The sequence below is a fragment of the Acidovorax sp. Leaf191 genome, from assembly GCF_001424425.1.
Classification (GTDB): domain Bacteria; phylum Pseudomonadota; class Gammaproteobacteria; order Burkholderiales; family Burkholderiaceae_C; genus Acidovorax.
The window spans coordinates 142391-168277 of the sequence record NZ_LMPT01000012.1 but is presented as its reverse complement, the minus strand read 5'-3'; the positions used below and the strand labels follow the sequence as shown (position 1 = coordinate 168277).

Annotated in this window: 20 protein-coding genes; 3 read left to right on the top strand and 17 right to left on the bottom strand. The window is 66.9% G+C overall.

The window, feature by feature from the left end; translation table 11 throughout:
* Positions 1–5: 5 nt before the first annotated feature.
* The 4 genes from ASG27_RS09305 to ASG27_RS09290 all read right to left on the bottom strand — a co-directional run bounded on the left by ASG27_RS09305 (position 6) and on the right by ASG27_RS09290 (position 4518).
* Positions 6–875, bottom strand: coding sequence for a carbohydrate ABC transporter permease (locus tag ASG27_RS09305; RefSeq protein WP_056173240.1), 870 nt, complete (start codon positions 873–875; stop codon positions 6–8).
* The gene (locus ASG27_RS09300) at positions 865–1746 is read right to left on the bottom strand and encodes a carbohydrate ABC transporter permease (RefSeq protein ID WP_056415175.1); all 882 of its coding nucleotides are present in this window, start codon (positions 1744–1746) and stop codon (positions 865–867) included. Before ASG27_RS09300 ends, ASG27_RS09305 begins: the two co-directional genes overlap by 11 nt.
* Before the next feature lie 295 nt (positions 1747–2041).
* Positions 2042–3163 (bottom strand): carbohydrate porin, encoded by a 1122-nt coding sequence (locus ASG27_RS09295; protein WP_056173234.1) that lies wholly within the window; start codon positions 3161–3163, stop codon positions 2042–2044.
* A 104-nt stretch (positions 3164–3267) separates the two neighbouring features.
* The gene (locus ASG27_RS09290) at positions 3268–4518 is read right to left on the bottom strand and encodes an ABC transporter substrate-binding protein (RefSeq protein ID WP_056415173.1); all 1251 of its coding nucleotides are present in this window, start codon (positions 4516–4518) and stop codon (positions 3268–3270) included.
* 235 nt (positions 4519–4753) lie between these two features.
* Here ASG27_RS09290 and ASG27_RS09285 point away from each other — a divergent pair, with 235 nt between their 5' ends.
* Together ASG27_RS09285 and ASG27_RS09280 are read left to right on the top strand one after the other, a co-directional pair.
* On the top strand, positions 4754–5470 hold the full coding sequence (locus ASG27_RS09285) for a response regulator transcription factor (protein ID WP_056415168.1): 717 nt from the start codon (positions 4754–4756) through the stop codon (positions 5468–5470).
* A gap of 51 nt (positions 5471–5521) precedes the next feature.
* Positions 5522–6913: a sensor histidine kinase gene (locus ASG27_RS09280; RefSeq protein ID WP_056415165.1), complete on the top strand. Its 1392-nt coding sequence runs from the start codon at positions 5522–5524 to the stop codon at positions 6911–6913.
* Positions 6914–7095: 182 nt separating this feature from the next.
* Here the strand turns inward: ASG27_RS09280 and tal are convergent, their stop codons facing one another.
* The 4 genes from tal to ASG27_RS09260 form a co-directional block, all read right to left on the bottom strand.
* Positions 7096–8043: a transaldolase gene (tal, locus tag ASG27_RS09275; RefSeq protein ID WP_056416261.1), complete on the bottom strand. Its 948-nt coding sequence runs from the start codon at positions 8041–8043 to the stop codon at positions 7096–7098.
* Between the two features lie 28 nt (positions 8044–8071).
* Positions 8072–9136, bottom strand: a complete 1065-nt coding sequence (locus ASG27_RS09270; protein ID WP_056415162.1) for an ABC transporter ATP-binding protein — start codon at positions 9134–9136, stop codon at positions 8072–8074.
* Between the two features lie 123 nt (positions 9137–9259).
* Positions 9260–11485, bottom strand: a complete 2226-nt coding sequence (locus ASG27_RS09265; protein WP_056416258.1) for an ABC transporter permease — start codon at positions 11483–11485, stop codon at positions 9260–9262.
* Positions 11486–11500: 15 nt separating this feature from the next.
* Positions 11501–12526: an ABC transporter substrate-binding protein gene (locus ASG27_RS09260; protein WP_200912414.1), complete on the bottom strand. Its 1026-nt coding sequence runs from the start codon at positions 12524–12526 to the stop codon at positions 11501–11503.
* 279 nt (positions 12527–12805) lie between these two features.
* Here ASG27_RS09260 and ASG27_RS09255 point away from each other — a divergent pair, with 279 nt between their 5' ends.
* Complete coding sequence (locus tag ASG27_RS09255) at positions 12806–13651, top strand: MurR/RpiR family transcriptional regulator (RefSeq protein WP_056415159.1); 846 nt, start codon at positions 12806–12808, stop codon at positions 13649–13651.
* A gap of 50 nt (positions 13652–13701) precedes the next feature.
* Here the strand turns inward: ASG27_RS09255 and ASG27_RS09250 are convergent, their stop codons facing one another.
* The 9 genes from ASG27_RS09250 to ASG27_RS09210 form a co-directional block, all read right to left on the bottom strand.
* Positions 13702–14190 carry a type III secretion system chaperone gene (locus ASG27_RS09250; RefSeq protein ID WP_056415156.1) on the bottom strand — a complete coding sequence of 163 codons (489 nt, stop codon included), beginning with the start codon at positions 14188–14190 and terminating at the stop codon, positions 13702–13704.
* 54 nt (positions 14191–14244) lie between these two features.
* Positions 14245–16707, bottom strand: a complete 2463-nt coding sequence (locus tag ASG27_RS09245) for a hypothetical protein (protein WP_056415152.1) — start codon at positions 16705–16707, stop codon at positions 14245–14247.
* 210 nt (positions 16708–16917) lie between these two features.
* Positions 16918–17964 carry an ABC transporter ATP-binding protein gene (locus ASG27_RS09240; RefSeq protein WP_056415149.1) on the bottom strand — a complete coding sequence of 349 codons (1047 nt, stop codon included), beginning with the start codon at positions 17962–17964 and terminating at the stop codon, positions 16918–16920.
* Positions 17961–18962: an ABC transporter ATP-binding protein gene (locus ASG27_RS09235; protein WP_056415147.1), complete on the bottom strand. Its 1002-nt coding sequence runs from the start codon at positions 18960–18962 to the stop codon at positions 17961–17963. Before ASG27_RS09235 ends, ASG27_RS09240 begins: the two co-directional genes overlap by 4 nt.
* Positions 18963–19087: 125 nt before the next feature.
* Complete coding sequence (locus ASG27_RS09230) at positions 19088–19999, bottom strand: ABC transporter permease (protein WP_056415145.1); 912 nt, start codon at positions 19997–19999, stop codon at positions 19088–19090.
* Between the two features lie 129 nt (positions 20000–20128).
* A complete protein-coding gene (locus tag ASG27_RS09225; protein ID WP_056415141.1) occupies positions 20129–21712 on the bottom strand; it encodes an ABC transporter substrate-binding protein in 1584 nt (527 codons plus the stop codon).
* Positions 21713–21796: 84 nt separating this feature from the next.
* Complete coding sequence (locus tag ASG27_RS09220; RefSeq protein ID WP_056415138.1) at positions 21797–23014, bottom strand: M20 aminoacylase family protein; 1218 nt, start codon at positions 23012–23014, stop codon at positions 21797–21799.
* Positions 23015–23185: 171 nt separating this feature from the next.
* Positions 23186–24166, bottom strand: coding sequence for an ABC transporter permease (locus ASG27_RS09215; protein ID WP_056415135.1), 981 nt, complete (start codon positions 24164–24166; stop codon positions 23186–23188).
* 138 nt (positions 24167–24304) lie between these two features.
* Positions 24305–25885 carry an ABC transporter substrate-binding protein gene (locus ASG27_RS09210; RefSeq protein WP_056415132.1) on the bottom strand — a complete coding sequence of 527 codons (1581 nt, stop codon included), beginning with the start codon at positions 25883–25885 and terminating at the stop codon, positions 24305–24307.
* Between the last annotated feature and the right edge of the window lie 2 nt (positions 25886–25887).

The following is a 25887-nucleotide window of genomic DNA, read 5'->3' as shown; positions in this document are numbered from 1 at the left end:
TACCCTTAACCCTTGACTGCGCCGGCCGTCAGGCCGCGCACGAAGAACTTGCCTGCGAGAACGTAGATCACCATGGTGGGCAGGCCCGCGATGATGGCGGCCGCCATGTCCACGTTGTAGGCCTTCACGCTGCTGCTGGTGTTGGCCAGGTTGTTCAGGCCCACGGTCACCGGCTTTGAGTCGGTGCCCGAGAACACCACGCCGAACAGAAAGTCGTTCCAGATATTGGTGAACTGCCAGATCAGCGTGACCATCACGATGGGCGTGGACAGCGGCAGCACGATGCGCCAGAAGATCTGGAAGAAGCTCGCGCCATCCATGCGCGCCGCGTTCACCAGCTCTTTCGGGATGGCCGCGTAATAGTTGCGAAAGAACAGCGTGGTGCCCGCCAGGCCCGCCAAGCAGTGCACCATCACCAGGCCGGTGATGGAGCTGGACAGCCCCAGCCAGCCGAGTACCTGGCTCATGGGCAGCAGCACCACCTGGAAGGGCATGAACACGCCGAACAGCAGCAGGCCGAACAGCGTGTCGCTGCCGCGAAACTTCCACAGGCTGAGCACATAGCCATTGAGCGCACCCCACACGGTCGATATCAGCACCGCCGGCACGGCCATGGCCACCGAGTTCATGAAAAACGGGCGCAGTCCGTTGCAGTCCACGCCCGTGCAGGCGCTGGACCACGCGGTGCCCCAGGCCGACCAGTTCAGCGCGGCGGGCAGGGCCAGCAACGAGGTGCTGCGGATCTCCTCGGCGTCCTTGAACGAGGTGACGAGCATCGCGTACAGCGGCAGCAGGAAGAAGGCGGTGGCCAAGGCCAGCACCGCGTAGACCAGAAAGCGGCCCACGGACGGGAGCAGAGAGGGCTTAGCGGTCATGGGGCTTTGTCCGCAGTTCGCTGTAGAGATAGGGGATGACCAGGGCTGCCACGGTGGCGAGCATCATGGTCGCGCTGGCTGCGCCCAGGCCGATCTGGCCGCGCGAGAACGACATGGTGTACATGAAGGTCGCGGGCACGTCGGTGGCAAAGCCCGGCCCGCCGGCCGTGAGCGCCATCACCAGGTCGAAGCTCTTGATCGCCAGGTGCGACAGCACCATGAGCGTGGAGAAGAACACGGGCCGCAGGGCCGGCAGCACGATGCGCCAGTAGATGCGCGGCAGCGATGCACCGTCGACCTGCGCGGCCTTGATGATGCTGTCGTCGATGCCGCGCAGCCCGGCCAAAAAGAGCGCCATCGCAAAGCCCGCGCTCTGCCAGATGCCGGCGATCACCACGCAGTAGATGGCCATGTCGGTGTCGACCAGCCAGCCGAATTCGAAGTTGGGAAAGCCCCAGTCGCGCACCATTTTTTCGATGCCCAGGCCCGGGTTCAGCAGCCACTTCCAGGCCGTGCCCGTGACCACGAACGACAGTGCCATGGGGTACAGGTAAATGGTGCGCAGCGCGCCTTCGGCACGGATCTTCTGGTCCAGCAGCACGGCCAGCACCACGCCGATGGCGAGCGACCCGCCGACGTAACCCACGCCGAAGATGCCCAGATTTTTGAGGGCCACCCACCAACGGTCCATCTCCCACAGGCGCTCGTACTGCGCCAGGCCCGCCCAGTCGTAGTTGGGCAGCATGCGGGACACGGTCAGGCTCAATACGCCGTTCCACAGCATCAGGCCGTAGATGAACGCGAATCCCAACACAAAAGCCGGTGTCACGACCAGCTTGGGCAACCATGTCTCCAACGAATTCTTGGTCATCGCCGGGCCACCCCCGAATGAAAAGCCACGGCCTTGCGATCAGCGGCCCGCGCAGGGGCAAAGGCGAGGTGAAAGGCAAAGCGTGGGAGCCATCTTGGACGGCTGCGAAAAATGTGTGGCATGTGCCTGCAATATGAAAAAAGGGGGGCACGCACAGAGTGCCCCCCAACCGAACAAAGTAACCTCTGACTAACTCGCTAACTCACTCACTTCACCATTCCATGCCCGGGCCGCCGGGCGGCGCCGCCAAGGCGCAAACCTTGGCAGCACGCCCTGCGGCCCGGTGTGGAATTGCTTACCACCAGACCTCGTACTGCACGCCCACCAGCGTACGCGAGGTCTTGCCGTTGGCGCCGAACGTGGCGGCATTCGCCACGGCCGCTGCCTGGTTCCAGTTGGCCTTGGTCACATACAGGCGCAGTTCAGGGCGTGACCAGAAGTCTTCCGACAGCGCCAGGGCGCCGGCCAGCGTGACCTTGGACAGCCGCTGGTCAGGGCCCGTGTTGCCCTTACGGGTCGTGGTCGACAGCTCGGCCAGCATCTTGAAATTCTGCGTGAAGGCGTACGAACCCCGGCCGCCCAGCGAGAAGTCCTTGGTCTCGACACCGGTCAGGTCAGCCTTGTTGGTCTGGTAGCCGATGAGGGCCTGGCCTCCGAAGGGGCCGCTTTGCCAGTTGATGGAGTCGGCGATCCGCGTGGAGCGGCGGCCGGCGCGGGTGCCGTCGATGGACTCAAACTCACCATCAATGCGGGCATGGCCGCGGGACGTCTGCAGGTACAGCGTATTGCTGATGCTGGGCAACAGGAATTCCTTTTGCGTATGCATCAGCGACACGCCCGAGCCCGAGCCGCCGCCGACCTGGTTCTTGCCGCCCACGGCCGTGAGCAGCACGCGCAGCTTGCCGCCAGGGTTGGTGTTGATCTCGGACAGGTCGGCGTTGATGCGGTGCGCCTTCACGTCGTTGGGCAGGTTGCCGTCGAACTTGTCGCCCGAGAACACGCCCACGCCCAGCTTCATGCCGCCGATCGGCACGTCGGTCACGCCGGCGCCGACGTTGTCACCGTAGTTGAGCAGGAAGTAGTCGACGATGTGCACGTCCTGGATACGCAGGCGGCGCTGGCCGGCCCAGAACTTGGCTTCGGGGGAGAACGAGAAGCCGCTCATTTCCACGAAGGCCTGCTCGGTGCTGATGTCGCCGCTGCCCCACTTGGCGGGCATGTAGTTGATCTTCCACTTGATGCCGTTGGTCTCGAAACCCTTGGCGAAGTTGACTTCGATGCCGTTGTCGCCTTCGTTGCCCAGGCGGTATTTCTGCAGCTCGCCGCCGAGCGTCAGGTTGCCCTTGACGCCGTCGGAGTGGTTGAACACCGGGCCGCCCCGCGAGTAACCGTTGAACTCGAAGCCGGCAACATCCATTGCCATGGCACTACTCATCGCGCATGCGGCGGCCAAAGCCACCGCCGTCAGGCGGTTTCTTTTCATCATGATGGGATCCCTCTGGGGTTTGGTTTACTTCGGACTTACTTGGTCTTCGCGGCGGCCGCGATCTTCTTCACCGCATCGGCAACGCTCACCTTGTCGTCGTTCCAGAATTGGCTGACGACGTCCTTGATGGCACCTTCGGTCGCGGGCGCGATCGCCATGCCGTGCGCCACGCTGGGCAGCAGGCTGCCGCTCTTGGCGGTGTCGATGAAGTCCTTGGCCGAGGCCTTGGCGCAGTCGTCGAACTTGTCCATCTTCTGGCCGGCGCGCACCGGGATGGAACCCTTGTTCAGGTTGAACACTTCCTGGAACTCGGGGCTCATGATGGAGCTGGCCAGGTCGCTCTGCGCCTTCTGGGCGGCGGCGTCCTTGAGCTTGAACAGGATGAAGGAGTCCACGTTGAAGGTGTAGGCCGTGGTGGTGCCCGGTGCGGCGGCGCACAGGAAGTCCTTGCCCGGCACCTTGTTGGCCGCCAGGAACTCGCCCTTGGCCCAGTCACCCATCAGCTGGAAGCCCGCCTTGCCCTGGATCAGCATGGCCGTGGCCAGGTTCCAGTCGCGGCCGGGGGCGCCGGCGTCGGTGTACGACTTGATGCGGCGGAAGGTCTCGAGCGACTTCTTCATCGTGTCGCTGTTGATGGCCTTGTCGTCGAGCTTGACCAGGGCGTCCTGGTAGAACTTGGCGCCACCCACACCCAGCACCACCGATTCGAAGGTGGTGAAGTCCTGCCAGTTCTGGCCGCCGTGGGCCACGGGCACGAGGCCTGCGGCCTTGAGCTTGTCGGCGGCGGCGAAGAACTCGTCCCAGGTCTTGGGCATGGCGGCCACGCCGGCCTTCTTCAGGGCTTCGGAGCTGCCCCACATCCAGTTGACGCGGTGCACGTTGACCGGGGCGGCCACGTAGGCGCCCTTGTACTTCATGACGTCGGCGACCACCTTGGGCAGCAGCTCATCCCACTTCTCGGCCTTGGCCAGCGCGTCCATGTTGGCCAGCACGCCTTCGGATGCCCACTCCTGGATCGCCGGGCCCTTGGTCTGCGCGGCAGACGGCGGGTTGCCCGAGATCACCCGGCTCTTGAGCACGGTCATGGCGCTGTCGCCACCGCCACCGGCCACGGCAAAGTCGCGCCACGTGTGGCCCTTGGCCTGCATGATCTTCTTGAGTTCGGCGACCGACTTGGCCTCACCGCCCGAAGTCCAGTAATGCAGAACCTCGACCTCCCCCGCGCTGGCAGACATCGCTGCCGCCAGGCCCACCGCCACTGCGGCGATCTTCGTCATCTTCCACATACCCTTGTCTCCTCGATGTTTGAATCCGTTTACGCGCCACATACCGGTGACGTTCAGCGCAGTCGGTACTTTAATTACAATAATTAATGAACATATCAGGGCTTTCCCGGGTTGTTGGTTACATGCCAGTCTCCTAGCCCGGTTATCGAATTACAGCGTCGGCTGGGCTCAGCCATGGGCTGGGTGCAGGCTCTGCATCCACCGCAGGCGGGATGCTTTGCTATGCTCACAGACCATGCCCACCCTACTGATCGTTGAAGACGATGCCCTGCTGCTCGACGCCCTCACCGGGCAGCTCAAACAGCTTGAATACGATGTCTGCACGGCGTGCAGTGTGGCGCAGGCCACCGCGCTTTTGCAGACCCAGGCGGTGGACGGGATCATCCTGGACCTGGGCCTGCCCGGCGCCGACGGCATGGAGCTGCTGACCTGGGTCCGCGGCCACATCGCCGGCCTGCCGGTGCTGATTCTCACCGCCCGCGACGGCATCGACGACCGGGTGGCGGGCCTCAACGCAGGGGCCGACGACTACATCACCAAGCCCTTCAACATGCAGGAGCTGCAGGCCCGCCTGCAGGCCATGCTGCGCCGCGCGCGGCAGCCCGCGTTCACGCAGCCCAGCAGCGCCTCGGGCGGGCCCAGCACCACCATCGGCGCGCTGCTGCTGGACCATGCCAGCCAGGCGGCCACGCTCGACGGCACGCCGCTGGAACTCACGCAGCGCGAGTGGGAACTGCTGGAACTGCTGGTCAACCGCTGCGGCGAAGTCGTCACGCGCGACGACGTGCTGGCCGCCTGGCGCGCAGGCCCGCCGGAGCCCGGCCAGTCGGCACCGCCACTGGCCTCCAACGCGCTGGAGGTGTATGTGCACCGCCTGCGCAAGAAGCTCGACGACACCAGCCTGACCATCCGCAACATCCGCGGCCTGGGCTACATGCTCGAAAAGCCATGACTTCTTCCTTGGGCGGCTGCACCGCCCCCTGCCGAACGGCGGAGCGCTGACATGCGGCCCATCCACGGCGTTTCACTGCAGCGCAAGCTGCTGCTGTGGCTGCTGCTGCCGCAGCTGGTGCTGTGGCTGTCGGGCGGCTTTCTGGCGTGGCGCGTGGCGCTGCAAAACGGCGAGAAGGGCATCGACCAGACGCTGACGCAGTCGGTGCGGGCGCTGGCGCGGCAGATCAAGCCCATCGGCGACGGGCTGCTGGTGGACTTCCCGAAGGCCGCGCAGGACATCCTGGAGCAGGACCCGGCCGACCGCATCACCTACATGGTCTCGTCCCCGCCCGGGCGCTTTCTGCTGGGCAATGCGCAGCTGCCCTCGCCGCCGCCCGTGGACGTGCGCGTGGGCGAACCGTACCTGTACCAGGCCCGCGTGGACGACAAGCCCGTGCGCGTGGCCCTGCTGGACGTGGACTACGGCACGCCCCAGACCCGCCAGACCCTGCGCGTGCAGGTGGCGCAGAGCCTGACGGTGCGCGAGCGCATCGCGCAGGAGCTGCTCGAACAAATGCTGCTGCCCATGGGCCTGATGGGCCTGGCGCTGAGCGCCGTGGTCTACGCCGGCGTGCTGCGCGGGCTGCAGCCGTTAAAGCGCCTGGAGGCGCAGATCGAGAAAGCCGGCGCGCGCAAGCACAACACGGCCGACCCGCTGCCGCCCATCGAGCTCACGTCCGCGCCGCAAGAAGTGCACTCCCTGGCCAGCACCATCAACGGCCTGCTGGAGACGGTAGCGCGCGGGCAGCGCAAGGAAAAGCGCTTCTTGAACGACGCCGCGCACCAGCTGCGCACGCCCCTGGCCGGCCTGATCGGCCAGACCGAGCTGGCCCTGCACGAAAGCCACGAGCCCGCCGTGCAGGAGCGGCTGCAGAAGGTGCTGGCCGCCGCCCAGCGCAGCGCCCACCTGGTGCACCAGCTGCTGCAGCTGGCGCGCTCCGAATCGAACGTGGAGATGCAGGCGGTGGACATCGCCGCGCTGGCCCGCGAGGTGGCGCGTGAATGGGCCGCGCGCGCGCTGGCGCAGGGCATGGACCTGGGCTACGAGGGCGACGACTACCTAACCGTACAGGGCCACCCGCTGCTGCTGCGCGAGGCGCTGAACAACCTGATCGACAACGCGCTGCACTACGCCGGCGCGGGCGCCACGGTCACCGTGCGCGTGAATGCAACGCCGGACCGCTGGGCCACGCTGCTGGTGGAAGACGACGGCCCGGGCGTACCGGCGGGCAACCTGCCGGACCTGTTCGCACGCTTTTGGCGCGGCTCGGACAAGCCCGGCGGCTGCGGCCTGGGGCTGTCCATCGTGGAAGAAATTGCGCTGCGCCACGGCGGCCAGGCCGTGGCCGAGAACGTGGCGCCGCACGGGTTGCGCGTGGGATTGCGGCTGCGGGCGGGCTGAGCGTTGGCGCGTCGGCGCCTTCGCACGTCGACGGGCGCCTGCGTCGGGCCGCGGCGGATCAGCGGTGCACAGTCTTCACACGCCACCTGAATTCGCTCAAATCCACATAAAAAAAGCTGCTACCGCTTGATGGAAAAGCGCTAGCAGCTATGTTTTTTATAGCAATCTGCTTGAGCAGCCTCTCACGCAGCCTGAATGAGCTTGTCCAGCTTGACCGCGTCCGCCGCGAACGCGCGGATGCCTTCCGCCAGCTTTTCGGTGGCCATGGCGTCTTCGTTCAGCGCAAAGCGGAAGCCCGCTTCGTCGTAGCTCACCGCAGCCAGGTCCAGCGTCTTGGCGGCCTGGGCGTCCAGCGCGGGCTGCAGCGGCGCGTCGCTGGCGGCCAGTTGCGCCAGCAGCTCGGGGGCGATGGTCAGCAGGTCGCAGCCGGCCAGCGCCGTGATCTGGCCCACGTTGCGAAAGCTCGCGCCCATGACCTCGGTCGCAATGCCAAAGCGCTTGTAGTGGTTGTAGATCTGCGTGACGGACTGCACGCCCGGGTCGTTGGCACCGGCGCGTGCGGCTTCGTCCCACTGGGCGCCGGCCTGCTTCTTGTACCAGTCGTAGATGCGGCCGACAAACGGCGAGATCAGCTGCACCTTGGCCTCGCCGCAGGCCACGGCCTGCGCGAACGAGAACAGCAGCGTGAGGTTGGTGTGGATGCCCTTGCGCTCCAGCTGCTCGGCGGCCTTGATGCCTTCCCAGGTGGCGGCGATCTTGATGAGCACGCGGTCGATGTGGATGCCTTCGGCCTGGTACAGCTCGATGATGCGTTCGGCGCGGGTGACGGTGGCGCTGGTGTCGAAGCTCAGGCGGGCATCCACTTCGGTGGACACGCGCCCGGGGATGGTCGCGAGGATCTCGCGGCCAAAGCGCACCAGCAGGCGGTCGATGATCTCGTCCATGGCGCGGCCGCGGAACTGGGCCACGGTGTCCTGCAGCAGCGGCGCGTACTCGGGCTTTTGCACGGCCTTGAGGATCAGCGACGGGTTGGTGGTGGCATCCTGGGGCTGGAACTGCGCCAGTTGCTTGAAGTCGCCGGTGTCGGCAACCACGGTGGTGAACTGTTTGAGGGCGTCGAGTTGGTTCATGGCGTCATTATTGAACATCAGCGTCCGCTCAGTCGGTACTACCAACCACCGATACCCCGTGCACGCCCAGGCCGAGCCGCACGTCCTCGCCCGGCGTGAGCACGTCGCTCAGGTCCGACGACACGACGAAGATCGGCCCAAGCTCTGTGGCAAAGGTGTATTCGTGCACCGCGCCCAGGTACGCGGCCTTCTCCAGCCGCGCGGGCATCAGCCCCTCGCCCTGGCGCTCGATGCGCCATGCCTCGGGCCGCACCGCGACCTTGACCGCGCCCTGCTGCTGGCAGGCCCGCGGGCGGATCGTGAGCGGCCCCACGGTCACCGTGCCATCGGCGCGGGCCGTGGCGGGGAACAGCATGGCCTCGCCCATGAAGCCGGCGACGAACTCGCTGCCGGGGGTTTCGTACAGCGCGCGGGGCGATCCCTGCTGGGCGATCAGGCCCTGGTTCATCACGATGATCTGGTCGCTGACGGCCATGGCCTCGCTCTGGTCGTGCGTGACGTAGGCCACGGTGAGCGACAGGCGCTGCTGCAGCGCGCGGATCTCCTCGCGCATCTCGCGGCGCAGGCGGGCGTCCAGGTTGGACAGCGGCTCGTCGAACAGCAGCACCTCGGGCTCCAGCACCAGCGCGCGGGCCAGCGCCACGCGCTGCTGCTGGCCGCCAGACAGCTCGCTCGGCAGGCGGTCGTCATAGCCCACCAGGCCCACGCCGCGCAGTGCCTCGACCGCCTTGGCGCGCGCCACCTCGTCACGCTGGCCGGACATGCGCAGGCCGTACATCACGTTCTCTGCCACGTTCATGTGCGGAAACAGCGCGTAGCTCTGGAACATCATGCTCACGTTGCGCTGCGCCGGGCCGAGCGTGGTCACGTCCTTGCCGCCGATGAAGATCTCGCCCGAGGTGGGCGACTCCAGCCCCGCGATCATGCGCAAGGTGGTGGTCTTGCCGCAGCCCGACGGGCCCAGGATGGTGGCCAGCGTGCCGCGCGGCACCTCGAAGCTGATGCCCTTGACGGCCAGGCCCGACGAGGCGTCGCGGCCATAGCGCTTGGTGATGTTGCGGAACACGATGCCCGCATCTTCGATGTTGTTCATGGTTGTCTTTTCAATGGACGATGACGCGAATTAACAGGCGTGGCGCATGCGCGGGACGCCGAGCAAGGGCCGCCCCGCAGCGAGGGCGTCGTCCCCCTTGAGGGGGAAGGCGCCGAAGGCGACTCAGGGGGTGCTTCCTCGTCGGCCCAGCTTGCGCTCACCCACCAGCAGCTGGATCAGGCCGATGGAGGCGGACATCAGCACGATGAGCACCGTGCAGTACGCCAGCGCCACGCCGTAGTCGCCGTTGCCCACGCGGCCGATGATGTAGGTGGTGGCCAGCTCGTTCTCGGCGGTGACAAGGAAGATCACCGCACTCACCGTGGTGATGGCCCGCACGAAGCTGTAGACCAGCGCAGCCACCAGCGCCGGCTTGAGCAGCGGCAGCACCACGTGGCGCAGCGTCTGCACGCTGCCGGCCCGCAGCATGACCGAGGCCTCGTCCAGCGACCGGTCGAGCTGCTTGAACGCCGCCGTGCCTGCGCGCACCCCCACCGGCAGATTGCGGAACATGAAGCACAGCACGATGATGAGCGCGGTGCCCGTGAGCTCGAACGGCGGCACGTTGAACGCCAGGATGTAGCTCACGCCCAGCACCGTTCCGGGGATGGCAAAGGCCAGCAGGGCGGCGAACTCGAAGGCGCCCTGCCCCCGGAATTCGGTGCGCGCCAGCAGCCAGGCGATGCCGATGCCCAGCGTGGCCGTGAGCGGCGCCGAGATGGCCGCGAGCTTGAGCGTGGTGAACAGCGAGCTCCAGGCGGTGCCGGCCCACACGATGCCGAACTCGCCCCACTCCATGCTGAACGCGGTGCGAAAGTGCGCCAGCGTGATGGTGTAGTCGCGGCCCCAGGTCTGCACGAAGCCGCCGGCCAGCGCAAACAGGTACACGATGAGCGTGAATGCCATCCACGGCAGCGCGATGGAATGCACCACGCGGCGCACGCCGGTGGGCAGCGGCATGGCGATGCCCGCGTCGCCCTTGCCCGACACCGTGGTGAAGTTCTGCTTGCCCAGCAGCCCGCGCTGGATGGCGAACACCGTGAGGGCAAAGAACGTGAGGATCCACGCCAGCGACGCGGCGCGCCCCTGGTCGTACTGCGCACCCACGATGGCGAAGAAGATCTCGGTGGACAGCACCGAGAACTGCCCGCCCACCACGATGGGGTTGCCGAAGTCGGCCATGCTCTCGATGAAACCCACCAGGAACGCGTTGGCCAGGCCCGGCTTGAGCAGCGGCAGCGTCACGCTCATGAAGGTCTTGTGGGGGCTGGCGCGCAGCGTCTGCGCGGCTTCCTCCAGGCTGGGCGCCACGCCCTGCACCACGCCGCGCATGATCATGAAGGCGATGGGCGTGAACGCAAATGTCTGCGCCACCCACACGCCGAACCAGCCGTAGAACCAGCGCGAGGGCGTGATGCCGAACGCGTATTCCAGGAACTGGTTGAACACGCCCGCACGGCCGAACAGCAGGATCAGGCCCAGGCCCACCACGAAAGGCGGCGTGATGATGGGCAGCAGCGCCACGATGTTCAGCGGGCGTGCATAGCGGCGCGAGGCGCGCTCGGCCATCAGCGCCATGAAGGTGCCCAGCAGCGTGGTGCTGGTGGCGGTCATCAGCCCGAGGAACAGCGTGTTCCATGCCACGCCGCAACGCTGGCCGCCGCTGACACACGACAGGCCGAAGTTGCGCTCGTGCGCAATGCGCTCCCACAGAACGCCCAGCGAGAACGGGCCGTCTTCCAGGAAGAACGCCGCCGACAGCGCCTTGAGCACCGGGAACACGATGAACAGTGCCAGCAGGCTGCCGCACGCCAGCACGGCGGCTGCGACGAACAGATCGCCCTTGAAGAAACCGCGCCGCGCCACGCCGAAGGCCGTCAGCACCAGCAGCGCCGAGAGCACCACGAACCCGCCCCAGCCGATGCCCGGCTGCCGCGCGCCCAACTCGCCCAGCATCTGGTTCAACCAGTCGAAGGCCCAGCCCCGCCCGCCGATGGCAAAGCCGCTGAGCAGCAGCGCCAGCAGGCCCACCGCCCCGCCGACTGCCAGCACCGCGCCCTGCCGCCGGCCTGCAGGCAGGACGGCGCCTGCGGCAGCGATGGCCAGCCCCACCAGGCCCAGCCACAGCCAGGGGCGCCCCAGCAGCGCGGCCTGCATGAGCCCGTTGCCCGCCTGCTCGCTGCTGAAGACCTGGCCGATGGCCAGGAGGCCGTTGGAGTCCTGCTGGGCGTACCAGGGGAAGGCCAGGTAGCCCAGCACGCCGATGGCCAGCCACACCCACAGGGGGCGGTTGACCGAGGCGCGGGTTGCAGGAGATCGTGAAATTGCGCTGTTCGCCGCCGCGGTCACCGACACCACCAGTCCTTAGCGCGCAGCGTTCTGCACGTCCTTTTCCCAGCGCGCGATCAGGCGGCGGCGCTCGGTGCTGGCGCCGTACTTGGCGTAGTCGTAGTTGATGAGCTTCATCTTGGCCGGGTCCGTCATGCGCGGGTCCTTGGGCACCTGGGTGTTGCTGGGCAGCTGGAACTGCTTGGCCGCCAGGCCGAACTGCTGGCCGCCGGGCGTGAGCGCCCATTCATAGAACTTCTTGGCCGCCTCGGCGTTGGGGCTGTTCTTGACGATGCTCATGGAGCCGACCTCGGCACCGGTGCCTTCGGACGGCGTGATGGACGCCACGGGAAATCCGTTGACGGCCTCGGTGGTCACGTCGTGCACGAAGCTCACCGAGATGGTGGTCTCGCCGCGCGCCGCCGCCTTGACCGGGGCCGTGCCCGAACGCGTGTAGGTGCTGACGTTGGGGTGCAGCGCCTTCAGGTATTCGAACGCCTTTTCCTCGCCCATGATCTGCACCAGCGTGGCGATCATGGTGTAGGCCGTGCCGCTTGATGCGGGGTTGGCCATCTGCACTTCGCCCTTGAACTCGGGCTTGAGCAGGTCGGCCCACGACTGCGGCGGGTTGAGCTTGCGCTTGGCCAGCAGCTCCTTGTTGTAGCCGAAGCCCAGCGGGCCCAGGTACACGCCCACGGTGCGGTACTTGGAGTCGGCGGCCTGCTTTTGCGCCCAGGGGTAGAGCTGCGCGAGCTGTGGCGACTTGTACTCGAGCGTGAGGCCCTGCTCCGCGGCCTGCAGGTGCGGGTCGCCCGTGCCGCCGAACCAGATGTCGGTCTTGGGGTTGGCCTTCTCGGCGTTGAGCTGGGCCAGCGCTTCGCCCGAGCCCTTGGCCGTCATGTTGACCTTGGTGCCGGTGGTCTTGGCGTACACGGTGGACATCAGGTTGCACCACTCGGCCTGCACGGAACAGATGATGTTGACCTGGCCCTGGGCCCAGCTGCCGCAGGCGGCGGTCGTCAGAGCCGCACCGGCCAGTAGTTTCAGCAGAGGTTTGCGCATGGAAGGCTCCTTGGTATCGGAATTACAGAATGAAAGGATGCTATCGCCCGTCCCCCACAGGGGCCAGGGGGGAAGCCCGCAACCCCGCTGCAAGCATGATGAAAGGGAGGAATCACCCGGGTCCGGAATGTTGGGAACCAAGTTACATTAGGCGAACAACGCCCCCGCGCCGCCCGCCAGCGCGGCGCACACCGAGCCCCCATGACAGCCCTGCCCCGCCCATCGTCGATGCACCGTGAGCCGCCCGGCGCCGGCCTGGGCTGACACACACCTACCGACATGCTCGAACGCATCACCGCATCCCTCCCCTCGTTGGCGCCCGCCGAACAGCGCGTGGGCCGGCTGGTGCTGACCGACCCCCGCACGTTTGCGCGGCTGCCGGTGCGCGAGCTGGCCGAGCGGGCCCACGTGAGCAAGCCCACCGTGGTGCGGTTTTGCCGCAGCATGGGCTATGACGGGCTGGCGGATTTCAAGCTCAAGCTCGCAGGCAGCGTGAGCGAGGGCGTGCCCTTCATCCACCGCAGCGTGGATGCGGACGACAAGACCGGCGACGTGCTGGTGAAGGTGGTGGACAACGCCGTGGCCGCCTTTTTGCAGTACCGCAATGCGGCCAGCACCGTGGCCCTGGAGCGCGCTGCCGAAGCCATTGCCGCGACCTGGAAGACCGGCAAGCGCATCGAGTTCTACGGCGTGGGCAACTCCGGCATCGTGGCGCAGGACGCGCAGCACAAGTTCTTTCGCCTGGGCGTGACGTCGATTGCCACGAGCGACGGCCACATGCAGGTGATGAGTGCCACCCTGCTCGGGCCCGGCGACTGCGCGGTGATCATCTCCAACTCGGGCCGCACGCGCGACCTGATGGACGCGGCCGATATCGCGCGCCGCAACGGCGCCACCACCATCGTCATCACCGCCAGCGGCTCTCCGCTGGCCAGCACCTGCCAGATCCACCTGGCGGCCGACCACCCCGAGGGCTACGACCGCTACAGCCCCATGGTGTCGCGGCTCATGCACCTGCTCATCATCGACGTGCTGGCCACCTGCGTGGCCCTGCGCATCGGCAGCCCGCTGCAGCCCATCCTGCAGCAGATGAAAGACAACCTGCGGGCCAAGCGGTACGCCTGATCCCTGATCCGCGCGCGGCGCAGGCCGTGCCTGGACCCGGGGCCCCTGCCTCAGGCGCGCAGGAAGCCGCCCATCGGCACGCCCATCATCGCGCCGGGGGCCGGGCCTGCGCCCGCCGGCGACGCCGAGGGTCCGGCGCTGGCACCCGACAGCAGCAGCTTCTTCCAGTCCTCGGCCGCCGCCACGAAGCGCTCCACCAGCCGCACGAATGCGGGTCCGCCGGTCTCCTGGACATCGACGGTACGGCACAGCACGACCTCCCGTGTCTGGCCGTCCACGGCCAGCGTGGCGCCGGCGGTTGCGGAGCCAAACAGGTTGGCCTCCAGCAATCGCTGGTACAGCGCCTCGCGCCCCTCGGCCGGCAGCGGCCCGAGCACGCTGTAGACCTGCAGCACGCCGGCGTCATCGTCGCGCTCGAAGTCGATGGCCAGGCGGGTGTCGAACACAAGGCGGGCGCAGCCCTGCGCATCGAAACGCAGGGGTTGCGACAGACCTGCGGTCTGGCCCAGGTCGAGAAGAAGTTGGTCGGCGGTGGACATGGAGGGATCGATTCAACAAAAGGATGGGGGAAACAGCCGGGGGAGCGGCGCCGGTCACACCGCCGCGGGGGCTGCGGTGTCGTAGGTGAAACGCACCGGCTCCTGCACGCTCACGGCCAGGTCGGCGCCGACGTGCAGCGCAAACTGGAACTGCCCGCCGCTGCGCGCAGCATCGAGCTGCACGGGGATGCCCACGCCTTCGTGGGCGTTGCGCGGCGCCGGCAGGAACACGTCAGCGCCTTCGACCGCGTAGTTCACCTGCAGCACGATGCCGCCTTCGCCGTCGCTCGACAGCGCGTATTCGATGCGCTCCGGCCCCATCAGCCGGCCGGGGGTGCCGTCGGGCAGGCGCAGCGGGCTCTGCTGCGACATGAGCACCTGCTGCACGCCGGCCAGCACGTTCTGGTTGGCCAGGCGCGACACCTTGAGCGCCAGCGCCTCGTTGCCCCCCGCCAGCTCGCGCAGCTGCGCGGCCGCTGAGCGCACGCTGGCGGCCTTGTCGGGATGGTCCTTGTCGATCATGGGGCGCACAGCGCCGCTCGCATCGGCCACGGTGTAACTCGCGCGCGTCAGGTCTTTGACGAAGCCTTCGCTCACACCGCCCACCTCGTGCTCCCGGTCGTTGCCGGGCGCAGCCAGCATGGCGTCGAGGTTGTCCTGCACGGCACCCTGCACGGCCGGGCCGCCGGTGCCCGAGCGCACGACCACGGCGCTGCCGCCCACGCGCACGGCGCTGAAGACGTCGCGCACCACATCCGCCGCGGGCGGAGCGCCGTCCCAGGCGGGCGCGGGCACCGTGGCCCCCAGCTCGCCCAGCCGCTGGTCGACGCAGTGCTTGAGCATGCCCAGGTCGGTGGCCCGGTCGAACATCTGCCGGCCCAGGCCGCTGTCGTAGGCCTCCATCGCATCCGAGCCGCCCAGCAGCGGCATGGCCGCCGACGCGAGTTCGTCGGACAGCGCTTCGGCGGCCGGGCTGCCCAGCCGGGCGGACAGCGCCTGCAGGGCTGCGGTGTCCAGGTCATTGATGGCGTGGCCCACCAGCTTTTCGCGGAAGGCCATCACTTCGTCCGCGCCCTCGACCTTCATGCCCAGGCGGATGTGCACGTCGAGGGCCGCATTGGCCGCGGGCTGGGCCATGCCCAGGCCGCGCAGCAAACCTGCGGTGTCGCCCTGCGCGAGCGCCTGCAGCGCGGGCTGCATCGCGAGCGCGCCTGCGTCCATCGCTTCGGAGCGGCGGCGCGTGCCATCGGCCGCGATCTCCGCCTGGCCTGTCTGCACACCCAGGCCGCGCAGGCCATCGCCCAGGCTGTGCAGCTGCCCTGCGCTCAGCTCGGGCAACTGCGACAGGTGGGTCGGGTTCAGGTAGGCCTGCAGATGCCCTTGCAGCTGCGCGACGGGCGCCTCCAGCGCAGCCGGGAAGTGCATGCCGTGGATGTCGCAGTGCGCGCGCAGCTCTGCCAGCGCACTGCCGGTGGCGGCGATGTCGCGCGCCACGGCCTGCGGCGCATGGAGCATGCCGCTCGGGTCGTCTTCGGACGGCAGGCGGCGCGCCAGCAGCGCGGCCGTGCCGTCGGCCACGGCCTTTTCGAGCTTTTCGGCGCGCACGCCGATCGCGCCGCTCACCACGAAGCGCGCGGCCGTCGGGTCTTCGGGGCCGATCTGCGCGGTCGTGTGCATCAGCGCATGCAGCTCCTTGCTGGGCAGCAGGTTGATGACCTGGGCCATGGGCACGACCTGGGCAGGGTCGCCATCACCCACACGGGCCTCCACGGCCTGCAGCACCAGGGCGCGCTGCATTTCCTTGAATTCCTTGTCGGGCAGGTGGCCGAAGCCCTGGTCGCGCAGCACCTCGCGTGCGGTGTCGTAGACCTGCTGGAAGGCCCGGCCCGTGATGCCGGTGTCCTGCGCCTCCTTGGCGGTCATCGCGATGGCCAAGTCCAGGTCGCCCTGCAGCGCGGCCATGCCCTGGTCGATGGCATGCTGCTCCATGGCCGAGCGCACGGCGGCGAGCACGGGGTCGCCCTTCAAGGCACTGTTCTCCGCCATGACGAGGCCCTTGTGCAGGGCCTGGCGCTCATCCGGGGTCATCTGCTGGAGCTGGGCGGTGGTGCGTTCGCGCACGACGGTGTCCAGGCTGGCGCCGCGGCTGGTCACCGGGGCGGCCACGTCCCGCAGGCCGCCCAGGAGCTTCTGCGCGGCCGCACCGTCGGCCTGGTGCGTCGATGAATGCGAGATGGCGCCCAGCAGCTGGCCCATGTGCGCGCTGGTGGCCTCCAGGCCCGCGCGGAATTTGGACTCGGTGCGCACGCCATGGGGCGTGACCGCATTGAGCACCCGCGACGCGATGTTCTGTATGCCCCGCCCGATGTCGGAGAGCACGTGGCCCAGGCTGCGCGGCGCCTGGGCAGGTGCCTGCTGCACACTGCGGCCGCCCAGGCTGCCGACCGGGCCTTGCTGAAAATTGTGCTGCAGCGAGATGCCGTGCAGCTGTGCGCCGGCGTTGACGGGGGATGACATGGCGGGAGATGTCCTTTCACGCCATGAGTAACCAGACCCCGGCGGGCGTTCCATCCCGCGCCATAAATTTCACCGCCTGACAACGGCCGTGCGCCACGCAAGGACGGACATGCGCGCCGTGCAGCGCCTGGTGCGACGCCCTCCCCGCCGCTCCACGAAAAAAGGGCTCCCTGAGGAGCCCTTGCCATCATCGCAGCGCGGTAGCGCAGGCTAGATGCGCCCTTCTTCCACCGCGTGGCACGCGATGCGGATGCCGCCGATGTTCAGCAGCGCAGGGCGCTCGGCCCGGCAGCGCTCGTTCACATGCGGGCAGCGTGGGTTGAAGGCGCAACCCGGTGGGGGGTTCAGCGGGTTGGGCACTTCGCCCTGCACCGGTGTGCGCGCCTTGCCGGTGTCGTGCATCTTGGGGATGGCATCGAGCAGCATGCGCGTGTAGGGGTGTCGCGGCGTGTCGAACAGCGTGTGCTTGTCGGCCAGCTCCACCAGGCGGCCCAGGTACATCACGCCGACCTGGTCGCTCACGTGGCGCACCACGGCCAGGTTGTGGCTGATGAACAGGTACGTGAGCTGCCGCTCGCGCTGCAGGTCCTTCATGATGTTGAGCACCTGCGCTTGCACCGACACGTCGAGCGCCGAGGTGGGCTCGTCGCACACCAGGAACTCGGGTTCGGTGGCCAGGGCGCGGGCAATGGAGATGCGCTGGCGCTGGCCGCCGGAGAACTGGTGCGGGTACTTGACCATGTCCAGCGGCGACAGGCCCACGGACTTGAGCAGTTCGCCCACGCGTTGCTTGAGCTCCGCCTTGTCGGTGATGAGCCCGTGCTCCTTGAGCGGCTCGCCGATGATGTCTTCGACCAGCCAGCGAGGGTTCAGGCTCGCGTATGGGTCCTGGAAGATCATCTGGATGCGGCGGCGCATGGCGCGGGCATCGTTGCCCTTGAACGCGGCGTGCGCATCCTGCTTGTCGAACGTGAGGCCGCCGCGCGTGGGCTCGTACAGGCCCACCAGCAGGCGGGCCACGGTGCTCTTGCCGCAGCCGGACTCGCCCACCAGCGCCAGGGTCTTGCCCTTCTCGATCTCGAAGCTCACACCGTCCACCGCATGCAGCAGCGTGCGGGGCTTGCGTTCGATCACGCGGTTGAGCCAGGGTGCCGACACGTCGAAGGTCTTGGCGAGGTCGTGCGCCTGCACGAGGGCGGTGCTTTTCGCCGGTGTGGACGCCGCGGCGGCGGGGGTCGTGGTGGTGGCGGCGCTCATGCGGTCACTCCGGCGGAGGCGGCAGCGGTCGTCGCGGATGCACCGGCGTGCAGCCAGCAGGCAGCGCGGGTGGAGCCTGCCGGCATCAGGTCAGGGCGTTCGGTCATGCAGCGGTCAAAGGTCTTGGGGCAGCGGGGGTTGTAGGCACAGCCCTTGGGGATGGCGTTCAGGCGGGGCATGGCACCGTCGATCTGGTTGAGGCGTTCGCGGTCCTGCTCCATGTCGGGGATGGAGGCCATGAGCCCGCTGGTGTAGGGGTGCGACGGCTTGTTGATCACATCGTGCACCGGACCGATCTCGGCCACGCGGCCGGCATACAGCACGGCCACGCGGTCGCAGGTCTCGGCGATCACGCCCATGTCGTGGGTGATCAGCATCACGGCGGCGCCGCGCGATTTGCAGATGTTTTTCAGCAGCGTGATGATCTGCGCCTGGATGGACACATCGAGCGCGGTGGTGGGCTCGTCCGCGACGATCAGCTTGGGCTCGGCCGCCAGCGCCAGGGCGATCACCACGCGCTGGCGCATGCCGCCGGAGAACTGGTGCGGGTAGTGGTCGATGCGCTCTGCCGCAGCCGGAATGCCGGTGTCCTGCAGCAGCGCAATGGCGCGCTGGCGGGCCTCGGCGGGCGTCACAGGCAGGTGGGCCAGGATGGTTTCGGTGAGCTGGCGGCCCACGGTGTACAGCGGGTTCAGCGAGGTCAGCGGGTCCTGGAAGATCGCACCGATGCGGCGTCCGCGGATGTGGCGCATCTCTTCATTGCTGAGGTTGTCGATGCGCTGGCCTTCCAGCAGGATCTGGCCCGAGGCGACGCGGCCTGGCGGCTCCAGCAGGCCGATGATGGCCGCGCCCGTGAGCGATTTGCCGGCGCCGGACTCTCCCACCACGCCCAGGATCTCGCCGGGCGCGATGGAAAAGGAGATGTCGTCCAGGGCGCGCAGGGTACCGCGGCGGCCCGGAAATTCGACAACGAGGTTTTTGACTTCGAGAAGACTCATGGGTGTACCGTTTTTATCTTTGGAGGCACGAGGCAATGGTTTCGCCGCCGGGCCGCCCCAAGGCGAAACGCGCCTCCTTGGGGGGCAGCGACGACACGACAGTGCGGAGCGTGGGGGCCATATGCTCAGCGCAGGCGTGGGTTCAAGGCGTCGCGCAGCCAGTCGCCGAGCAGGTTCACCGACAGGGCGATCAGCACCAGCATCGCGCCGGGGAATACGGTGATCCACCATTCGCCCGAGAACAGGTAGTCGTTGCCGATGCGGATCAGCGTGCCCAGCGAGGGCGAGGTGGGCGGCGCGCCCACGCCCAGGAAGGACAGCGTGGCCTCGGTGATGATGGCCGTGGCGACCTGGATGGTGGCCAGCACCAGCACCGGGCCCATCACGTTGGGCAGCACGTGCTTGCGCATGATGCGCAGCGGCGACACGCCCGTCACGCGGGCGGCCTGCACGTATTCCTTGTTGCGCTCGACCAGCGTGGAGCCGCGCACCGTGCGCGCGTACTGCACCCAGCCGGTCAGCGAGATGGAGATGATCAGCACGCCGAAGGCGAGCGACTCGTGCGCATTGGGAAACAGGGCACGGCCCACGCCGGCGATCAGCAGCGCCACCAGGATGGCGGGGAAGGACAGCATCACGTCGCACAGGCGCATGAGCACCGCATCGATCCAGCCACCGCGAAAACCCGCCAGCAGGCCGAAGGCCACGCCCACGACCACCGACAGCACGACGGACGCCAGGCCCACGACGAGCGAGATGCGCGCGCCGTAGATCAGTGCAGACAGGATGTCGCGCCCCTGGTCATCGGTGCCCAGGGGGTATTTCATGGAGCCTTCGGCGCTCCAGGCAGGTGGCAGGCGGGCGTCGCTGAGCTCGAGCGTGGCCAGGTCGAAGGGGTTGTGCGGCGCGACCCATCCGGCAAAGACCGAACAGAACACGCAGATCAGTGCAATCGCGGCAGCCACCATCGCCACCGGCGAGGTGCGAAAGCTGTAGCCGACATCGCTGTCAAACCATCGGGCAAGGGTTGTTTTCATTGTGGGAACCAGTAAACAGGCACCACCGCTGGGCCCGGGTAGCGGCTTCGCGGTGGTGTGGATGGTCAAGAGAACCGGTTGCCGTTCTCTCGATGTTTCGTTCTACGGACGGTCTTTTTTACCAAGCGCTTACTTGTTGATGCTCATCCACTTGAAGTACATGAAGTTGTCGGCCATCTGCACGAGCTTCACGTTCTTGTTCACACCCCAGGCCAGTGCCTGCTGGTGCAGCGGCAGGTGGCCGATGTCGGCGCTGTGCAGGTCGAACGCTTCCTTGATCATGGCGTCGCGCTTGGCCTTGTCGGTCTCGACCAGCACCTTCTTGGTCAACTCGTCGAGCTTGGGGTTGCAGTAGGCGCCCAGGTTGAACTGGCCCGCACCGCCCTTTTCGTCCGGACAGATCATGAGCGCGTTGAGCGCGTTGTGCGAGTCATAGGTCGTGGGCGTCCAGCCCAGCATGTAGAAGCTGGTGTCGCGGCGCAGCACCTTGGGGAAGTAGGTGCCCTTGGTCTCGGCCTGCAGGTTGATCTTGACGTTGATGCGCGACAGGTTGGCGGCCACGGTCTGGCAGATGCGGCCGTCGTTCACATAGCGGTCGTTGGGGCAGTTCATGGACACTTCGAACCCGTTGGGGTAGCCCGCCTCGACCATCAGCTTCTTGGCGGCTTCGACGTCGTACGGCAGGCGCTTGGTGTCGGGCTGGAAGCCGTTGATGCCAGGGCCCACCATCAGTGCGGAGGGGTTGGACGCGCCGCGCATCACGGTCTTCTTGATGCCTTCGATGTCGATGGCCTGGTAGAAGGCCTGGCGCACGCGCTTGTCCTTGAAGGGGTTCTTGCCCTTGACGTTGGAGTACAGCAGCTCGTCGCGCTTTTGGTCCATGCCCAGGAAGATGGTGCGCAGCTCGGGGCCGGTCACGGCACGCGTGTTGGCGCCGCTGTTGACGCGGTCGATGTCCTGCACCGGCACGGGCTCCATCACGTCCACTTCGCCCGACAGCAGTGCCGCCACGCGGGTGGCATCGTTGGAGATGGGGGTGAACACCACTTCGCTCACGTTGCCTTCGATCTTGCCCCAGTAGGAGCCGTTGCGTACGAACACCGAACGCACATTGGGCTGGCGCTCGCGCAGGCGGAAGGGGCCGGTGCCGTTGGCGCGGAACGAGGCTGCGTTCTCGATGCCCTTGCGGCGGTCCACGGGCATCACGGCCTGGTTGGTCTCGCACCACTTCTTGCTCATGATGAACGAGGTCGTGATCACGTCGGGCAGGATGGGCTGCGGCGCGACGGTTTCGATCTCGACGGTGTGGTCGTCGATCTTGCGCACCTGCTTGATGTCGCTGTTGGTGGCCTTCATGTCGGAGCCTTCGCCCTTCATGCGGCCGAAGCTGAACACCACGTCGTCGGCGGTGAAAGGCGTGCCGTCATGGAACAGCACGCCCTTGCGCAGCTCGAAGCGCCACACGGTGGGCGCGGTCTGCTTCCAGGCCGTGGCCAGTGCGGGCGCGACGCTCAGGTCCTTGTTGCGGCCGACCAGCGGCTCGTACACGTTGCTGGTCACGCTCAGTTGCAGCGATTCGTTGAGCGAGTGCGGATCCATGGACAGCGCGTCACCCTGGTTGGCGATCCGGATGGTCTGCGCGCCGGCAACCATGCTGCCTGCAGCCATCGCAACAAACAATGCAGCCAGGGTGGCTTTCTTCTGGAATTTCATGGAAATCTCCTCGTAGTGGAAAAGGATGCGTAAGGGGTGTACATCCAGGGGGATGGGTTCTGGCGCGGCGCGAAGCGGGTGCTGTCAGGGCGTTGCCAAGGGCATCGACTGCTCGATCAGGCTCGCATGCAATGCGGAGCCCAGCGGCAGGATGTCGTCGTTGAAGTCGTAGCGGCTGTTGTGCAGGGCGCTGCCGCTCGCGCCCGTGCCCTGGCCGATGCGCAGGTAGGCGCCAGGCCGGGTCTGCAGCATGAAGGCGAAGTCCTCTGCGCCCATGCTGGGCTCCAGGTCGCGCACCACATGGTCCGCACCCAGCAGGGATTCGGCCACGTCGCCGGCGAAGACGGCCTCGCTCTCGCTGTTGATGGTGGCGGGGTAGATGCGTTCGTAGTGCACGGTGGCGGTGGCGCCAAAGCCCAGGGCAATGGCGTTGCACAGCTCCTTGAGGCGTTTTTCCACCATCTCCTGCACGACGGGGTCGAAGGTGCGCACGGTGCCCACGAGCGTGGCGGAGCCGGGCAGCACGCTGAAGGCGCCCAGGTCGCCCGCCTGCGCAGCGCAGATGCTGACCACGGCGCTTTCGATGGGGCGCACATTGCGCGAGACGATGCTTTGCGCCGCCGTGATGATGTGGGCCGCCACCAGCAGCACGTCCACCGTCTGGTAGGCATGGGCGCCGTGGCCGCCGCGCCCCGTGATCTCGATGGTGAAGCGGTCGGCCGCGGCCATCATGGGACCGGAGTTGATGCCCACCGTGCCGGGCTTCATCGCCGGCCAGTTGTGCATGGCGTAGATCGACTGCACCGGGAAGCGGTCGAACAGGCCGTCCTCCATCATCACGCGGGCGCCGGCAAAGCCCTCTTCGCCGGGCTGGAACACGAGCACGGCCGTGCCGTCGAAGTTGCGGGTCTCGGCGAGGTAGCGCGCAGCGCCGACCAGCATGGCCGTGTGGCCGTCATGGCCGCAGCCGTGCATCAGGCCCGGCTTGCACGACTTCCAGGAGAAGTCGTTGTGCTCGGCCAGCGGCAACGCATCCATGTCGGCCCGCAGGCCGACCATGCTGCCGCTGGAGATGCTGCGGCCGCGGATCAGGGCGACGATGCCGGTGCGGCCGATGCCATCGTGGATCTCGTCCACGCCGCACACCTTGAGGGCTTCCTTCACCCGCTGGCCGGTGTAGACCTCTTCAAAACCCAGCTCGGGGTGCGCGTGCAGGTCGCGGCGCAGAGCGGTCAGCTCGGGATGGAACTGCGCGATGTGCGCAAACGCCCGGCCTCCAGCCTTGTATTTCAGCGACTGCATTTCAAGCGTCCAGGACGTTCGTGCAACACCCACAGCCGGCGAAACCGGCGCGGCCCAGGCCAGCACTCCCGCGCAAGCGCCGCCCCGCCGCGCAGGCGGCGTGTCCAGCCGTTGCGGTGGGAGCATCCCCTCTCAGGGAGGATGGCGCGAAGCGACTCAGGGGGGAGTTCATCAGTGCCCCCCTGCCTTGCCCACGCGCAGGCGCGGGTCCACGGCAAAGTACAGCAGGTCGACCACGAGGTTGATCACCACGAAGATGAGTGCGATCAGGCACAGGTAGGCGGCCATCACGGGGATGTCGGCGAAGGTCACGGCCTGGATGAACAGCAGGCCCATGCCGGGCCACTGGAACACGGTCTCGGTGATGATGGCAAACGCGATCAGGCCGCCCAGTTGCAGGCCGGTGATGGTCATCACGGGCACCAGGGTGTTCTTGAGCGCGTGGCCGAAGTGGATGGCCCGGTTGGACAGGCCGCGGGCACGTGCGAACTTGATGTAGTCGGTGCGCAGCACTTCCAGCATCTCGGCGCGTACCAGCCGCATGATCAGCGTGAGCTGGAAGATCGCCAGCGTGATGGCGGGCAGCGTGATGTGGTGCCAGCCCTTGGCCTTGAGCAGGCCCGTGCTCCACCACCCCAGCTGCACCACCTCGCCGCGGCCGAAGCTCGGGAACCAGCCCAGCGTGACCGCGAACACCAGGATCAGCAGGATGCCGATGAGAAAGGTCGGCAGCGAGACGCCCAGCAGGGACAGGGTCATGAACAGCTGGCTGGTGAACGTGCCGCGCTTGAGCGCCGCATACACACCCATCGGAACGCCGAGGGCGAGCGCCAGGACCGCAGCCACCAGCGCCAGCTCCAGCGTGGCCGGGAAGCGCTCTGCAATGAGGCGGGACACCTTGGCGCCCTGGCGCAGGCTCAGGCCGAACTCGCCCTGCGCCGCGTTCACCAGGAAGTGCCAGAACTGCACGAAGAAGGGCTTGTCCAGGCCCAGGGACGCGCGCAACTCCCGGATCTGGTCAGCGGTGGCATCCTGGCCCAACAGGAACACCACGGGGTCCCCGACATACTGGAACAGCATGAAGGAGATGAAGGCCACCGTGACCATGACAATCACAGCCTGTATCAGGCGGCGCAATATAAAGGCAAGCATCGGGAAGTCGAGTGAGTGTTCGATAGGGACGCCGCAGCCACTTTTGATGGCTGGGGCGCCGGTGGGCAATACGTCGTCAAACTAAACCAAAGAGAGCAAGGGCCTTGGGGCCCTTGCTCTCAGTGTGTCGAGAATAAATCAGTTCACCTTGACCGTACGCATATCCACGCGGTTATCGGCGCGATGGACGAGCTCCACGTTCTTCTTCATGGCCCATGGGATCACCTGGTCATGCAGGGGCAGATGGGACACTGTGTCGTTGGACAGTTGCAGCGCTTCGGTCAGCATGCGGGTGCGCACGGGCGCGTCCGTCTCGGCCTTGATGCGGTCGACCAGATAGTCCATGCGCTGATTGCTGTAGCGGCCCACGTTGTAGTTGCCGTCGCCGCCCTGCCCCACCGAGCGCGTGAGCGACTGCAGGCTGTACAGCGCGTCGAATGTCGGCACGCCCCAGCCCAGCATGTAGATGCTGGCTTCGTAGCGCTGGATCATCGGGAAGTAGTTCACCAGCGGCAAGGTGCGCAGCTTGGCCTTCACGCCCACGCGCGACCACATCGCGGTCACGGCCTGGCAGATGGCTTCGTCGTTGATGTAGCGGTTGTTCGGGCAGGCGAAGTCCACTTCGAAGCCATCAGGGTAGCCGGCTTCGGCCAGCAGCTTCTTGGAAGCCTCCACGCTGTACGGGAAGCGCTTGCCCACGGCTTCGGTATAGCCTGCCACCTGGGGCGCCACGATGGTGCCCGTGGGCTTGCCCAGGCCGCGCATGATGTTGCGCGAGATGGTGTCCGCGTCGATGGCCTGGTACAGGGCCTTGCGCACGCGCACATCCTTGAGCGGGTTCTTGCCCTTGATGTTGGAGCCCGGCAGTTCTTCGCGGAACTGGTCCATGCCCAGGAAGATCGTGCGGTTCTCGACGCCGTCGATCACCTTGAGGTCGGGGCTGGCGCGCAGGCGTCCCAGATCCTGCGGCGTGGGGTCGAGCACCAGGTCGACTTCACCCGAGATCAGTGCGGCGATCCGCGTCGCATTCGACTTGATCGGCGTGTAGGTGATCTCGGTCACGTTGCCGTCCATCTTGCCCCACCAGTTGGGGTTGCGCTTGAACACCATCTTCACGTCGGGCTGCCACGATTCCAGGGTGTAGGGACCGGTGCCCATGGCATTGCGGTGGGCAAAGTTCTCGTCCGAGCCCTTGATGTCCTTGGGTTCGACCGACTTGTTCTTTTCAGCCCAGGCCTTGCTCATGATGCGCAACTCGGTCATCTGGCGCAGCAGCACGGGGTTGGGTGCCGACAGGATCACGTCGAAGGTCTGTGCGTCGACCTTGGCGACCTTGCTGATGCCCTGCACGTAGGGCGTGAAGTTGGAGGTCTTGGCCATCGCACGCTGGATGGAGTAGACCGCGTCGTCGGTGGTCAGGGCCGAGCCATCATGGAACTTGACGCCCTGGCGCAGGGTAAAACGCACCTGCGTGGGGCTCACTTCCTTCCAGGAGGTGGCCAGGATGGGCTCCACTTCAAACGTCTTGCTGTTGTAGTAAACCAGGGTCTCGTACACGTTCGCGTGAATGCCGTTTTGCAGCGCATTGTTCTGGGAATGGATATCCCACGTCGCGATTTCTCCCTGGCTTGCCCATTTGAACGGCTTGGCTTGCAAGGCTGGCGACGCCAGCACGGCTGCAGCTGCGGCCATCGACAAAAGACTGTATTTGAGTTTCATGG

Bases quoted from the DNA above. Each gene is read 5' to 3' on its own strand.
- ASG27_RS09305 (WP_056173240.1), bottom strand. From the start codon at position 875: ATGACCGCTAAGCCCTCTCTGCTCCCGTCCGTGGGCCGCTTTCTGGTC.
- ASG27_RS09300 (WP_056415175.1), bottom strand. From the start codon at position 1,746: ATGACCAAGAATTCGTTGGAGACATGGTTGCCCAAGCTGGTCGTGACA.
- ASG27_RS09295 (WP_056173234.1), bottom strand. From the start codon at position 3,163: ATGGATGTTGCCGGCTTCGAGTTCAACGGTTACTCGCGGGGCGGCCCG.
- ASG27_RS09290 (WP_056415173.1), bottom strand. From the start codon at position 4,518: ATGTGGAAGATGACGAAGATCGCCGCAGTGGCGGTGGGCCTGGCGGCA.
- ASG27_RS09285 (WP_056415168.1), top strand. From the start codon at position 4,754: ATGCCCACCCTACTGATCGTTGAAGACGATGCCCTGCTGCTCGACGCC.
- ASG27_RS09280 (WP_056415165.1), top strand. From the start codon at position 5,522: ATGCGGCCCATCCACGGCGTTTCACTGCAGCGCAAGCTGCTGCTGTGG.
- tal (WP_056416261.1), bottom strand. From the start codon at position 8,043: ATGAACCAACTCGACGCCCTCAAACAGTTCACCACCGTGGTTGCCGAC.
- ASG27_RS09270 (WP_056415162.1), bottom strand. From the start codon at position 9,136: ATGAACAACATCGAAGATGCGGGCATCGTGTTCCGCAACATCACCAAG.
- ASG27_RS09260 (WP_200912414.1), bottom strand. From the start codon at position 12,526: ATGCGCAAACCTCTGCTGAAACTACTGGCCGGTGCGGCTCTGACGACC.
- ASG27_RS09255 (WP_056415159.1), top strand. From the start codon at position 12,806: ATGCTCGAACGCATCACCGCATCCCTCCCCTCGTTGGCGCCCGCCGAA.
- ASG27_RS09250 (WP_056415156.1), bottom strand. From the start codon at position 14,190: ATGTCCACCGCCGACCAACTTCTTCTCGACCTGGGCCAGACCGCAGGT.
- ASG27_RS09245 (WP_056415152.1), bottom strand. From the start codon at position 16,707: ATGTCATCCCCCGTCAACGCCGGCGCACAGCTGCACGGCATCTCGCTG.
- ASG27_RS09240 (WP_056415149.1), bottom strand. From the start codon at position 17,964: ATGAGCGCCGCCACCACCACGACCCCCGCCGCCGCGGCGTCCACACCG.
- ASG27_RS09235 (WP_056415147.1), bottom strand. From the start codon at position 18,962: ATGAGTCTTCTCGAAGTCAAAAACCTCGTTGTCGAATTTCCGGGCCGC.
- ASG27_RS09230 (WP_056415145.1), bottom strand. From the start codon at position 19,999: ATGAAAACAACCCTTGCCCGATGGTTTGACAGCGATGTCGGCTACAGC.
- ASG27_RS09225 (WP_056415141.1), bottom strand. From the start codon at position 21,712: ATGAAATTCCAGAAGAAAGCCACCCTGGCTGCATTGTTTGTTGCGATG.
- ASG27_RS09220 (WP_056415138.1), bottom strand. From the start codon at position 23,014: ATGCAGTCGCTGAAATACAAGGCTGGAGGCCGGGCGTTTGCGCACATC.
- ASG27_RS09215 (WP_056415135.1), bottom strand. From the start codon at position 24,166: ATGCTTGCCTTTATATTGCGCCGCCTGATACAGGCTGTGATTGTCATG.
- ASG27_RS09210 (WP_056415132.1), bottom strand. From the start codon at position 25,885: ATGAAACTCAAATACAGTCTTTTGTCGATGGCCGCAGCTGCAGCCGTG.